The organism is Microcoleus sp. Z1_A1 (assembly GCF_036700305.1).
GTDB lineage: Bacteria > Cyanobacteriota > Cyanobacteriia > Cyanobacteriales > Microcoleaceae > Microcoleus.
Map to the genome: position 1 here is coordinate 21679 of NZ_JAUBOR010000050.1, position 12649 is coordinate 34327.

The 12649-nt window shown below is 46.5% G+C and carries 11 protein-coding genes; 7 read left to right on the top strand and 4 right to left on the bottom strand.

Annotated elements, in window-relative coordinates; all coding sequences use genetic code 11:
* Nucleotides 1–22 precede the first annotated feature (22 nt).
* Together QT973_RS23265 and eno are read left to right on the top strand one after the other, a co-directional pair.
* A complete protein-coding gene (locus QT973_RS23265) occupies nt 23–1483 on the top strand; it encodes an IS200/IS605 family accessory protein TnpB-related protein (RefSeq protein WP_333373701.1) in 1461 nt (486 codons plus the stop codon).
* 286 nt (nt 1484–1769) lie between these two features.
* Nucleotides 1770–3050 carry a phosphopyruvate hydratase gene (eno, locus tag QT973_RS23270; RefSeq protein WP_445243062.1) on the top strand — a complete coding sequence of 427 codons (1281 nt, stop codon included), beginning with the start codon at nt 1770–1772 and terminating at the stop codon, nt 3048–3050.
* A 230-nt stretch (nt 3051–3280) separates the two neighbouring features.
* Here the strand turns inward: eno and argC are convergent, their stop codons facing one another.
* Nucleotides 3281–4339, bottom strand: coding sequence for an N-acetyl-gamma-glutamyl-phosphate reductase (argC, locus tag QT973_RS23275; protein WP_333057475.1), 1059 nt, complete (start codon nt 4337–4339; stop codon nt 3281–3283).
* A gap of 590 nt (nt 4340–4929) precedes the next feature.
* Here argC and QT973_RS23280 point away from each other — a divergent pair.
* Nucleotides 4930–5946, top strand: a complete 1017-nt coding sequence (locus QT973_RS23280) for a sulfate/molybdate ABC transporter ATP-binding protein (protein ID WP_333057474.1) — start codon at nt 4930–4932, stop codon at nt 5944–5946.
* Nucleotides 5947–6107: 161 nt separating this feature from the next.
* On the opposite strand, the gene QT973_RS23285 is transcribed toward QT973_RS23280, so the two are convergent.
* Together QT973_RS23285 and hisF are read right to left on the bottom strand one after the other, a co-directional pair.
* Nucleotides 6108–6449: a low temperature-induced protein gene (locus QT973_RS23285; RefSeq protein ID WP_333057473.1), complete on the bottom strand. Its 342-nt coding sequence runs from the start codon at nt 6447–6449 to the stop codon at nt 6108–6110.
* A 433-nt stretch (nt 6450–6882) separates the two neighbouring features.
* Nucleotides 6883–7674 (bottom strand): imidazole glycerol phosphate synthase subunit HisF, encoded by a 792-nt coding sequence (gene hisF, locus QT973_RS23290; protein ID WP_333057472.1) that lies wholly within the window; start codon nt 7672–7674, stop codon nt 6883–6885.
* A gap of 194 nt (nt 7675–7868) precedes the next feature.
* On the opposite strand from hisF, the gene QT973_RS23295 reads away from it, so the two are divergent.
* The 4 genes from QT973_RS23295 to nadB all read left to right on the top strand — a co-directional run bounded on the left by QT973_RS23295 (nt 7869) and on the right by nadB (nt 11824).
* Nucleotides 7869–8099 (top strand): hypothetical protein, encoded by a 231-nt coding sequence (locus QT973_RS23295; protein WP_333057471.1) that lies wholly within the window; start codon nt 7869–7871, stop codon nt 8097–8099.
* Between the two features lie 88 nt (nt 8100–8187).
* Nucleotides 8188–9174, top strand: coding sequence for an adenylate/guanylate cyclase domain-containing protein (locus QT973_RS23300; protein WP_333234059.1), 987 nt, complete (start codon nt 8188–8190; stop codon nt 9172–9174).
* A 255-nt stretch (nt 9175–9429) separates the two neighbouring features.
* Complete coding sequence (gene psbU, locus QT973_RS23305) at nt 9430–9864, top strand: photosystem II complex extrinsic protein PsbU (RefSeq protein WP_006635850.1); 435 nt, start codon at nt 9430–9432, stop codon at nt 9862–9864.
* 307 nt (nt 9865–10171) lie between these two features.
* Nucleotides 10172–11824, top strand: a complete 1653-nt coding sequence (gene nadB / locus QT973_RS23310) for an L-aspartate oxidase (RefSeq protein WP_333392256.1) — start codon at nt 10172–10174, stop codon at nt 11822–11824.
* A gap of 21 nt (nt 11825–11845) precedes the next feature.
* Here nadB and QT973_RS23315 read toward each other — a convergent pair whose 3' ends face one another.
* Entirely contained in the window at nt 11846–12106 is a 261-nt protein-coding gene (locus QT973_RS23315) for a hypothetical protein (RefSeq protein ID WP_333243778.1), read from the bottom strand.
* Between the last annotated feature and the right edge of the window lie 543 nt (nt 12107–12649).

Genomic DNA, 12649 nt, shown 5'->3' on the forward strand with positions numbered 1-12649 from the left:
ACCGCATTGAGAGGTCGAATCAATGGCTACCATAACGTACTGCAAAGGCTTGCCCACACCGGCAGATGAACTTAACGAGATTGGATTTACAGATTTTGAGATGTTCTTGGAAGCTTACGCCCCAATCTTCAGGGCTGCAAGCATTGAAACAGTCAACCACTTACTCTTGAATGCGGAATTCAAGAAGTCCGAGTGGAACACGCACTTACAGCAAACCTACGGCATCAATAAACGTCACGCAAACGGTGTAATTAGTTCTGCCAAAGGTCGTGTAGACGCGGGCAAAGAGCATAGGATTTTACACATAAAAACTCTTGAAGGAAAGATTAAGTCTCTTAGCGTATGGCTCAAGAAAGCGGAGCGCAAATTAGTATTGGCTCGTAAATTTTATGCCAAGAAAAAATGGCATAACTCAAAGACGGGCTGCAATTTCCCTATCGCCTGTTCGCTCGATAACAAATCCACTAATTGGCAGAATGTACGATTTCAAATACACAACAAGAAACGTAGACTAACCCTACTAACGAATAGACTCGAATACTTAAAAACTAAGCCATTCAAAGTCTTCGTCCCTTACGGCGATATCTTTGTTGTCGGTTCCAAGGATGAATCTTTCGGCAATCAAGTCTCTCAGTGGAATGGAAATAAAATAACTTTTAGAGTCCCCAAATGCTTGGAGTCGCGATTCGGGAAAACTGTATCTTCCGAGGTCGGTGATTTCAATCGCAAGATAAATAGGCAGCCAGAATGCGGGGCTAAGACCTGGCACTTCTACCGCAAAAACGGAAAGTGGGTTATTGCTGTGCAGTTTACCCCAAATCCTGTTAATCAAGTTTCTAGAAGTAGGATGTACGGTTGTATCGGTATCGATATGAATCCCGGTTCTATTGGGTGGGCTTATGTTGATCTTCAAGGAAACCTCAAAGCCAAAGGGCAGATTCCATTGCAGATGGGATTGCCGAACGGCAAGCAACAGGCTCAAATTGTTAAAGTTTGCCTGCAACTAGCAGCAAAGGCTGCGGAATTTGAATGTCCCGTAGTTTGTGAAGAACTTGATTTCTCCACAAAAAAGGAATCTTTAGGAGAGAAAGGTAGAAAATATTCTCGAATGTTGTCGAGTTGGGCGTACAGTGAATTTTACAAGCAACTCAATCCTATTTTGTCGAATCGTGGAGTTGAGTTAATTACAGTTAACCCAGCATATTCGAGCATTATCGGCTTGGTAAAATATCTGAGAATGTATGGCTTAGCTAGCGACGAATCTGCCGCGCTGGTGATTGCTCGCCGAGCTATGCGACTAAGTGAAAAAATACCTCGCTCCTTAACCGCCTATTCTGAGGTGAACTCGGAAAAGCACGTTTGGAGCGAGTGGAACCAACTGAATAAAAAAATCAAACGTTCCGGTGTAATATCACGTCGCTGTGATTATTATACCGTTTCTAACTGGAGTTTCTTGGTCAACCTCGATGTCGAGGAAGCGTAGGCGCTAAGAAAGAACGTTTCAAACTTATACCGCTGAGCTTACCCAGGTTTGCCTAGGTTTTTTAAAGCGGTTAAAACAATCAAATTACTGTCAAACTTGCCGGAGCTGTTATTCAACAAGCCTCGGTTATTGACACCGCTCGGCTCGTCCAAATCCGCAAATATTTTGAACTGTGTACCAATAATTCTGGGGATCGCGTACTCTATTACCCGTCAGCAGTCAGCGTGGGAAAACCCAGAGACTGCTAATTGTCATGAAACCTTGAGTTAAGTCAGGAATAATTAATATGCTAGACACTGCGATCGAATCTATTCAAGCCAGAGAAATCCTCGACTCCCGTGGACGCCCCACCATCGAAGCGGAAGTTTACCTAGCCAACGGTGTTGTGGGGCTCGCCCAAGTCCCCAGCGGCGCGTCTACAGGCTCTTTTGAAGCCCACGAACTCCGCGACGACGACAAAAGCCGTTATGGTGGCAAAGGAGTCCTAAAAGCCGTCGCTAACGTCGAACACAAAATTGCCCCCGCTTTGGCTAATCTAGATGCGATCGACCAAGCGCTGGTAGACAAAACCATGATTGACTTGGACGGTTCCCCGAACAAATCCCACCTCGGCGCCAATGCGATTCTCGGAGTCTCCTTAGCCACAGCAAAGGCGGCCGCCGAGACTTTAGGACTCCCCCTTTACCGCTACTTGGGCGGGCCCTTAGCTAACGTTTTACCCGTGCCTTTGATGAACGTGATCAACGGGGGATCTCACGCTAACAATAATGTGGACATTCAAGAATTTATGATTGTCCCTGTGGGTGCGCCTTCTTTTAAAGAAGCTTTACGCTGGGGTGCAGAGGTATTTGAATCCTTGAGTAAAGTCTTAAAAGCTGAGGGTTTGCTGACTGGTGTGGGTGATGAAGGCGGTTTTGCGCCTAATCTTAAATCCAATCAAGCAGCTTTGGATTTGTTGATTGCAGCTATTGAAAAAGCTGGCTACAAACCGGGTGAACAAGTTGCTTTGGCTTTGGATGTTGCTGCTAGCGAATTTTACAAAGATGGGCAGTACACTTACGACGGTGTGGCTCATTCGCCGGCAGAATTAATCGATTATTTGGATGGTTTGGCCAGTCAATATCCCATTGTGTCGATTGAAGATGGTTTGCATGAAGACGATTGGGACAGTTGGGTAGCGCTGACACAGAAAATGGGCAGCAAAGTTCAATTGGTTGGTGACGATTTGTTTGTTACTAATCGCACGCGGCTGCAAAAAGGAATTGATTTGAAAGCTAGCAATTCGATTTTGATTAAGCTGAATCAAATTGGTTCTTTGACAGAGACTTTGGATACGATCGACCTGGGCAAACGGAACAGCTATCGATCGATCATCAGCCACCGTTCCGGTGAAACTGAAGATACCACCATTGCCGATTTAGCGGTAGCGACTCGCGCCGGCCAAATCAAGACTGGTTCTTTGTGTCGCAGCGAACGGGTGGCTAAATATAACCGTTTATTGCGGATTGAAGACCAATTGGGCGATCGGGCAATTTATGCAGGATCGATCGGTTACGGGCCCAAATAACACTTGGTAATCGGGCATCTGACAATTTTAGATTTTAGATTTTAGATTTTAGATTGAAGAATTGATTAGTAACTTGAATCTAAAATTAACAATCAGAAATCTAAAATCGGATGGGCATCGAGCATCGAAAACTTAGATCGTGTGGATACAAGGGGCGGGTTTTACAAACAATAATTGCCTAAAAACCAATCATCTCGTAAACCCGCCCCGATCCAATTACCAATTACCAATTAAGGATAGAAAGCCAATTGTGGCAAACCCAAAGTTTCTTCCCAGCCCATCATCAAGTTCATGCACTGGATGCCTTGACCGGCTTGGCCCTTAATTAAATTGTCGATCGCCGACAGCACAATCACCCTGTCAGTACGCGGATCTACTTCCACACCGATGTAACAGAGATTTGTGCCGCAAGCCCATTTTGTTTGCGGATAAACTCCAGCCGGTAACACTTTTACCCAAGGAGAATTGCGGTAAAAAGCGCTGAAAATCGTGATTAAATCTTCCCGCACCAAACCCGGATCGCGCAAAGTTGCGTACACAGTCGCCAGAATTCCCCGCACCATCGGAATTAGGTGGGGAGTAAACTGAACTTTAATATCGTGTCCCGCTAAATCGCTGCAAATTTGCTCGATTTCTGGCGTGTGGCGGTGGCGCCCAACGCCGTAAGCGCCCAGAGAACCCTCTGCTTCAGCCAACAACAGATTAACTTCGGCTTTGCGGCCCCCTCCCGAAGCACCGGATTTGGCGTCGATAATTGCTGTTTCTGGCACAATCAGACCTTGTTTGAGCAAAGGTGCCAGGGCTAATAAACTAGCAGTGACGTAGCAGCCGGCACAGCCTACTAACTGAGCGTCTTTAATTCGATCGCGATACAATTCTGGCAAACCGTAAACAGCCGTTGCAGCTAAAGCAGAGTCCGATCGCTCGCCCCCGTACCAAGCTTTGTAAGTTTCCAGATTTTCAAATCTGTAGTCAGCCGACAAATCCAAGACTTTGCAGCCTTTTTCTATCAGCGTCGGTGCCATTTTGCAAGCTAAACCGTTCGGCAGCGACAGAAACACAACTTCGCATTTTGCCGCTATTTGGTCTAGGTCGATCGCCTCTACTGTCAAATCAATGCAGTTAGTCAGATGCGGGTAAAGGCTGGAATAAGGTTTTCCTGCACTGCTATCCCCGCCCAAATAAACTACTTCAGCCGCCGGGTGATCCGCCAGCAGTCGCACAAGTTGCACGCCGCCGTACCCTGAAGCGCCGATAATTCCTACAGGCACACGTCCAACATCTCCCATTTTCCTTTATCCCCTCAGCCGTTGAAGTCAAAAACGCTTGAACTTTTGCTGCATTGTAGTACCAAACGTCAACTTTGGTGGCAAAGAATTGTGTTTTTTTGTTTTGGAGGTGCATTTTTGTTAATTTTCGGCTGTTTGACCGAAAGCATCCAGGATACCCGCCACGTGATTCATTCCAACGCGCAGACTCAGGACCCAGAAATACAAAAACCTGTATCCAATACACAAGCCCCCGGATTTATCTCGCGCAAGTCAATGCTTCAATCCTTTAATCTAAAATCTCAAATCTCAAATCGCGCAATCGATTGACACCGCCCAAAACCCATACAAAGCCCTGGAGAACTCAAAATTTTAGACCAAAGTTCCATCTTCCAGATTCACTGCGCTGCAAGTAAATCTAAAATCTAAAATCTAAAATCTAAAATCGACTGACCGATCGCCAAAACCCTAAAATTAACAAACTGATGTGCGATCGTGCTATAAAAAAACTAACCTTAACCTATCCACAAACCGGAGATTCACATTTTTCCCTCTTGCCTCTTGCCTCTTGCTTCCTGTATCCTGCCTCTTCCCTCTTCTTTCTTCCTACCATGGGCATAGTTGTAGAAAACGTATCAAAACAGTTTGGCAGTTTCCAAGCACTCGATCGAGTCAGCTTAGAAATTGAATCGGGTTCCCTAGTCGCATTGCTGGGCCCGTCTGGTTCCGGCAAGTCTACACTGCTGCGACTGATTGCGGGTTTAGAAATGCCCGACTCCGGCAAAATCTGGCTGACAGGCCAAGATGCCACCAATACTAGCGTCCAAGACCGCAAAATTGGCTTCGTGTTTCAGCACTACGCGCTATTCAAGCACATGACAGTGCGAAAAAACATCGCTTTCGGGCTGCAAATTCAGAAAACACCACCCGCGAAAGTCAAATCGCGGGTAGAAGAATTGTTGAATTTAGTGCAATTGGCAGGATTGGGCGATAGATACCCGTCGCAACTTTCAGGGGGCCAACGGCAGCGGGTGGCCCTCGCCAGAGCCCTAGCTGTGGAACCGAAAGTGTTATTGCTAGACGAACCTTTTGGAGCTCTCGATGCCAAAGTTCGCAAAGACTTGCGCGCTTGGTTGCGGCGACTGCACGACGAAGTTCACGTTACCACAGTCTTTGTGACGCACGATCAAGAAGAAGCGATGGAAGTTGCCGATCGAATTACAGTCATGAATAAAGGTAAAATCGAACAAGTCGGCACACCCGCAGAAATTTACGACCATCCCGCTAGTGCCTTCGTAATGAGTTTTATCGGGCCAGTCAATGTATTGCCCAGTAGTTCCAGAATGTTTCAAGACAACGGCTTTGACTCAGCCAACCCAGAGATTTTCTTGCGCCCTCACGACGTAGTAATTGAAACTACAGAAAATAGTGCAACAGTGCCTGCAAGAATCAGTCGCTTGATTCATTTGGGATGGGAAATTCAGGTAGAATTAACCTTAGATGACGGTCAAGTAGTAAACGCTAATTTGACTAGAGAAAGATTCGATAGCTTGAACTTGCAGCCCCAGCAAAGAGTGTTCGTAAAGCCGAAAGATGCCAAGTCCTTTCCACTTTTTTATTCCATCTAAGAGCAATTCTGAAAACTCAAGCTAAATTTAGATTGGATACTGCCTTTCAAACGATGTGGCCCGGTGCGGTGTCTCTTCAAAAAAAAGATTAGGGACACCGCACCGCGGCCTGTCCCTAATCTTTTTTACTGACAACTGTCCGCTGACTACTGCGCGCTGAGTTAGTCTTTAATTTTACTGACAGCTTTTTTGACTTGTTGCTCAAAGGATGTAGCTTGTGTATTGGAAGGATTTTTCATTTTTTCAATGTCAGCGTCTCCCTGAACTTCGTTAGGCCCTTTGCTGGCTTTTTCTTGAGTTTCTTCCAAGGACATTGGTTTTTTCAGTACAGCTTCTTGAGATTCTTTTTCAATTCCTAAAAGTTGGTCTTCACCTTTGGTGGGGCTGCTAGTAACGGCAAAAGCGGGGAAAGCATTAGAAACAAACATCAAAGCACAAAAACAAACAGCTATTAAACTGCGGACTAAACGCTTGGCAGGGAAGTTAAAGCTGATAAAAGACATACAAAATTTCTCCGTTTTTAGAAGTTTTGATCGCTAAGATTGTTAACAGGCTGAAGCTCACTCAAATTCTGCACAATCTTTAACTCAAGTTTGAGAAGAGCAACCGTTGCTTTCTTTCAAATTGAGCTAACATATTATATTTAGCTGAAAAAGCTGGGATTTGAAATCCTTCTCAGGGAATATTTCTAGTTGACAGGAGTCGATCGCCCCAAGAGATTTATGTAGAAGGCACTTGTGTAGAATCAAAAAAATTCTCTATAAGTGCCTTCGGATGCGCCTCACATAGCAGTATCAATGTCAGTAACTGGTTTTATCGTGGGGTGGGGGCGGATTTATTTAGCCTCTTTGCAACGTGAGAGGGCGCTGGAGTGAACCCGCAGAGCGGTTTGTTAAAAATGTTGCAAGATATGAGATGCGATCGACTATCCACTGACTAATGACTAATAACTAATGGCTGCTGCTGTCGCACGGGAACTTGAAATTTTGCTAGATAAGTTTTAATTTCTCCTACACTGAGTTGCCCGTAATGCAGCAGGGAAGCTAGCAGTGCAGCTTCTGCTTTCCCCTCAGTCACGGCTTCGTAGATGTGGTGGCAGTTGCCGGCGCCGCCGGAAGCAATGACGGGAATTTCGACCATTTCGGCAATGCTGCGAGTTAATTCCAAATCGTAACCGGCTTGAGTGCCGTCCGAGTCCATGCTTGTCACCAGAATTTCGCCGGCGCCGCGCTGTTCGGCTTCCTTTGCCCAGGCGATCGCATCTTTGCCGGTATTTTCTCGCCCTCCGCGCACGTACACGTCCCAACCAGGACGATCTGCGTCTTGCCGTTTGCGAGCGTCGATCGCCACTACAATGCACTGATTACCAAATCGATCGCTGGCTTTGTCAATTAAACTCGGATCGCGCACCGCCGCCGAATTAATACTCACCTTATCAGCGCCCGCCCTCAACAAACTTTTAATGGTGTCTAAGGATTGGATGCCGCCGCCCACCGTCAAAGGGATAAATACTCGATCGGCCGTGCGGTACACCACATCGATCATAATATTCCGGTCTTCGTGAGTCGCCGTAATGTCCAGAAACACCAACTCGTCAGCACCGGCATCGTTGTAAACCTGAGCCATTTCTACCGGATCGCCAGCATCCTTAAGGTTGACAAAATTGACACCTTTGACCACGCGACCGGCTTTCACATCCAAACAAGGCAAAATTCTTTTCGACAACATAAAATTCTCGTATTTCCAACTTATTGACCGCCGCAGCGAGGAAAAGGCTTTGTTGATATCTTCAAAAACCCGAAGTTAAGCAACAAATCTTAAAGATACCTTGTGTTTAACAATTCTCGATCGGAGCCGGAGAGCCATTTTTCAGTTTTTTATGCCCCGTTAGTCTAAATAAAATTTGGCGGGCAGTGAGAGCCGTGACATTAGGTAGAATATTGGTAGATAGTTATATTTTCAGCAAAAAAGCACCAAATTTAACTCCCCAGATAGAACTGTGGGGTGAAAAATATGACAATTTCGCTTATGATCGAACCATAACTACCTTTGCTGGCGATCGAATTGTGGTTCGGCAATCCTGTATGGTTTGGTGCATCGACGATCGACTAAACAATTTTAGATTAGAGAACGGCCGATTTGAGGTTTTTTAGCAGCAATCTCAGTCATAAGCCGCGCGGTAAAGTTAAAATTTAAAGTTTAAAACCTCAAACCGGTTGACTTGATGTCGTTTTTAGGGCTGTGGTGACTTTGCAAGCCAATCCACATTTGGTACTTCGTACAGAGAAAAGCGGCAATCGCTACTTGCCGCTCTCCGGCAGCAATTGCTGGACAGTAGGGCGGAGCGATGACAATAATTTTGTACTGACAGATCGCTGGATTTCCCGTAATCACGCGATGTTACAGCAAATGGAGACAGGAGAGTTCTACCTGATCGACTTGGGCAGCCGCAATGGTTCCTTTGTCAACGGGCGGCGGGTCAGTATTCCTGTCACTCTCAGAAATGGCGATCGGATTATTTTCGGTCAAACCGAATTGGACTTCTACAACCCAACCGCCGGCCACCGACACGATCCAATACACGAGACAGACTCTGAAGATTTTACGGCGACTTTGACGGTGCGTAGCCTGATTAGCGTCATGGTAATGGACATCCGAGACTTTACAGTTTTGACTAGGCAGCTAGACGAAACCCTCCTCTCGGAAGTCATCGGCAATTGGTTCCGCAAAGCAGGACAGATCATTCGCGAACACGGCAGTTGGGTGGACAAATACATCGGCGATGCCATCATGGCAGTCTGGTTCCACAAAACCAGCGGTGTCAGCAGCGAGGAAATGATGCGGATTTGCCAAGCTTTGAGCGAACTGCACAAGGCAACAGACGAACTCAGCAGCCGTTACCCCCTGCCTTTTCCTTTGCGAGTCGGGGCCGGCATCAATACCGGTTATGCAATGGTGGGAAATTCTGGCAGCAGCGACCGATCGGACTATACTGCCTTGGGAGATACTGTAAACGCAGCATTTCGCCTGGAATCTTGCACCAAGCAAATCGGCAAGGATATCGCTGTGGGAGAAACTACCTACAAATATCTGACGCAATTAGGGGCCCAGGGCGCTTTCGAGCAGCACACCGTTGCTTTAAAGGGTTACGACCATCCCACCGTGACTTACGGCGGTACTTATGCTGACTTGAACGCTTTTCTCAAAACGAAAGGAAAAAGTTCTTGATAGCTAGAAAAGTGGGTGCGGGGCAAAAATTAACCCCTTAAAATCGCAGTCCGAGTTTTTAATTTGGAGTGCCTTTTATAAACTTGTCTGCGATGCTTAAAACTCACCTATTATCATATATAATCTGCTTTGTCAATACCCCAAGGGAAAGTTTATAACAGCCCTCTACCTATTGCGGATTTATCTGAAAAACTGCATAAGCAAAATGGTAGTCTCTACATAAATGCTGTGTATGAAATTGGGAGACAAAACTTCATGAAACGATTGGGTCGTCTATTGGCAGTATTGGGCTTAGTGCTGGGCTGCTTTGCATGGGCTGGAGACCAAAGCGCGATCGCGGCGTCATTAAGCCGTATCGTCTTGCCATCATCCTCGCTCCTAGCAGTTGAAGCTCCGGCTAGAACCAATCGCGCCGATGAGAAGCTTGCCACAGAATACGGCAAAAAACTTGATTTGAACAACAGCGCCGTCCGGGACTTTCGGGAATTTCGAGGGTTGTATCCCACTTTAGCTCGACTAATTATTAAGAATGCTCCTTACGAAAATGTTGAGGACGTACTCAATATTTCAGACTTGACGGATGCTCAGAAAAAAGTGCTGCAAGCTAACATGGACAAATTCACCGTAACTGATGTTGAATCAGTCTTTATTGAAGGAGACAATCGGTTGAATAATGGTCTCTACGACTAGGTAGCAGCGGATATCATTTGAAGGCAGAAGTCATTGGGCAGAAGGCAAACAGCCGAAAGAAAAGATTTTTTTCTACAGGCTGATGACTTCTGCCTTTAATTTCTGAACACTTACTTTCAACCACCATTCGGCAAAAGCCGACCCAAATTCGCTAGATTGAAATAAGCGGGTTCCCCTGATTCATCTAAAATCTAAAATCTAAAATCTAAAATCCCTTGACTGACATTAGTTCAAGTCCCCAGATTCATCTGTAGACTCAATTCTAAAATCTAAAATCTAAAATCTAAAATTGACTGGCGGCAGACTTATGACTGACAAATTTGACGTATTGGTAATAGGTGCTGGCGCGGCGGGTTTGTACACAGCACTCTGCCTGCCAGAGCATTTACAGGTGGGCTTGATCAATAAAAATACCCTACCTGTTTCTGCAAGCGATTGGGCTCAAGGAGGGATTGCTGCGGCGATCGCCCCTGAAGATTCCGCAGCGCTGCACGTTCAGGATACACTGGCTGCGGGAGCCGGTCTTTGCGATTTGGAGGCGGTGAAATTTTTAGTCGAGGAAGCTGGTGCTTGCATCGACTCCCTGGTGAAAATGGGCGTTGCATTCGATCGCACCGGCCCAGATTTAGCCCTCACCCTAGAAGCAGCCCACTCCCGCCGCCGAGTGCTCCACGCCGCCGACACTACGGGCAAAGCCGTGATCAGTACGCTGACAGCAAAAGTATTAAGCCGCAAAAACATTCAACTCGTATCTCCTGCCTTTGCTTTGAGTCTGTGGCTAGACAAAAGCGGGCGGTGTCAGGGGATTAGCTCGATTTGTGGCTCACAAGTCAAGTGGCTGCAAGCTAAAGCCGTGGTGCTGGCGACAGGCGGCGGCGGACAGGTTTTTGCTCAAACGACCAATCCGTCGGTAAGTACCGGGGACGGGGTGGCAATTGCGTGGCGCGCCGGGGCGCTGCTGCGAGATTTAGAATTTGTGCAGTTTCACCCGACGGCGCTGAGCACAGCGGGCGCGCCTCGGTTTCTCATTAGCGAAGCGGTGCGGGGAGAAGGAGCTCATTTGGTTGACAGTAAGGGATATCGCTTTGCTTTTGACTCTCACCCCAGCGGGGAACTCGCCCCTAGGGATGTTGTCAGTCGCGCTATTTTCCGCCACTTACAAAAAACGGGGGAACCTCATGTTTGGCTGGATTTGCGCCCGATTGCGGTCGATCGACTGCGCTACAGGTTTCCCAATATTATTCAAGTGTGCGCTGACTGGGGAATTGATATTTTTTCCGAACCGGTGCCGGTGACGCCCGCGGCCCATTACTGGATGGGAGGGATTGTGGCTGACAAGTTCAACCAAACTTCGATTCCGGGTTTGTACGCGGTGGGAGAAACTGCGAGCACGGGGGTACACGGTGCTAATCGGTTGGCGAGCAATTCGCTGCTGGAATGTCTGGTTTTTGGGGCGCAGATGGGACTTTTGCAGCTAGAAGATGGAAGGCCCAAAACACTCACAGATGAGTTAGATGCGGGGGAAATCTGGGATAAATCGATTTCTGAACAGGACATTGAGGCGATCGAAAGGTTGCGGGTTGAATTGCGGAATTTGGTGTGGCAGAGTGCGGGCATTTGCCGGGGACAGCGGGATTTGGAAAGTGCGATCGTCCAACTTGAGATTTGGCGGCAAGAATTTGCTTCCTTGCCTTTGAGTCAAACGCTTGATAATTTACGGCCCGGACAAATTATTGATTTTTCCCCTACTGAGACGGAGAATAGCTCGATTTTGCGAAATTGGGGAGAAGTTGGGAATTTATTGGATATCGGCTATTTAATTGTCAAAAGTGCTGCGTTTCGCACCGAAAGTCGCGGCGGTCATTACCGAGTGGACTATCCCCTCACCGATCCGGATTGGTGCAGCCATACTTTAATTAACCAATCCAATTGGTACAAATCTCCGCGAATAGAAGATTAAAAATTTATTAAAAATTTGGGGTCAGCGCGTTCCCGTACCGTCACTTTCGGGGTTCCCGTTCGGGGTTGGTTCGTATTTTTGGAGATTTCCAAACCTAGAGGTTGATGTCACTGTCCCAAATCTGGGGGTCAATGGCGTCGGGATCTTGCCCGCGCTACGGGCTTTTGTGAAATTGCTAGCTGAGTTGCTGGCAAGTCGAGCCGCATTGGCGGTGCCGACTATATTCACTTGCAGGCAGACCGCCAGGGTTGCCGTTGTTGTGAGCTGAATCAAAGTACGCATAGTATTCACCGCCTTATTCCAATCACCGCAATAGATCCACGTGTGTACCACCTATTATATCTATCAATTTCCGTATTTCCACTGATGTCTTTACATTTACTTTAATTAACTTTCGTAAGTTTACATAATTTTTTTTACATTAAGGCTTTTGGCGATTTGAATTTGGTTTCAGGTTGTGATTGATTTTAATATTTTGTAACATTCAGATGAGACGGCAAGTTGCTCTCATAAGTTTTATCTTGGGGTAAATCTATCTAATGACAGATGACAGATTAGAGACTTTAAATTTATGTGATTTGAGATGTGAGATTTCACTACTTAAAACATTTTTTTGAACGGTTTCAAAAAGCTTAGAAAGCTTACGGTTTAAGGCTCGATCAACAAGCTATTTTCCTGAAGTTAGCTGCACAGGGGACGCCTGAAATAATACAGCATATTCCATGTATATGCGGTACACACAACAAGGGTCGTAAGCATCGGTGCGTCGCCACCAGTCAATCTGCAAGTTTCATTAAACATGAGCAGATCCGCACCCTACATAAC

What these genes read in the sequence shown, in the direction of transcription:
- QT973_RS23265 (WP_333373701.1), top strand. Translation starts at nt 23, where the DNA reads ATGGCTACCATAACGTACTGCAAAGGCTTGCCCACACCGGCAGATGAA.
- eno (WP_445243062.1), top strand. Translation starts at nt 1,770, where the DNA reads ATGCTAGACACTGCGATCGAATCTATTCAAGCCAGAGAAATCCTCGAC.
- argC (WP_333057475.1), bottom strand. Translation starts at nt 4,339, where the DNA reads ATGGGAGATGTTGGACGTGTGCCTGTAGGAATTATCGGCGCTTCAGGG.
- QT973_RS23280 (WP_333057474.1), top strand. Translation starts at nt 4,930, where the DNA reads ATGGGCATAGTTGTAGAAAACGTATCAAAACAGTTTGGCAGTTTCCAA.
- QT973_RS23285 (WP_333057473.1), bottom strand. Translation starts at nt 6,449, where the DNA reads ATGTCTTTTATCAGCTTTAACTTCCCTGCCAAGCGTTTAGTCCGCAGT.
- hisF (WP_333057472.1), bottom strand. Translation starts at nt 7,674, where the DNA reads ATGTTGTCGAAAAGAATTTTGCCTTGTTTGGATGTGAAAGCCGGTCGC.
- psbU (WP_006635850.1), top strand. Translation starts at nt 9,430, where the DNA reads ATGAAACGATTGGGTCGTCTATTGGCAGTATTGGGCTTAGTGCTGGGC.
- nadB (WP_333392256.1), top strand. Translation starts at nt 10,172, where the DNA reads ATGACTGACAAATTTGACGTATTGGTAATAGGTGCTGGCGCGGCGGGT.
- QT973_RS23315 (WP_333243778.1), bottom strand. Translation starts at nt 12,106, where the DNA reads ATGCGTACTTTGATTCAGCTCACAACAACGGCAACCCTGGCGGTCTGC.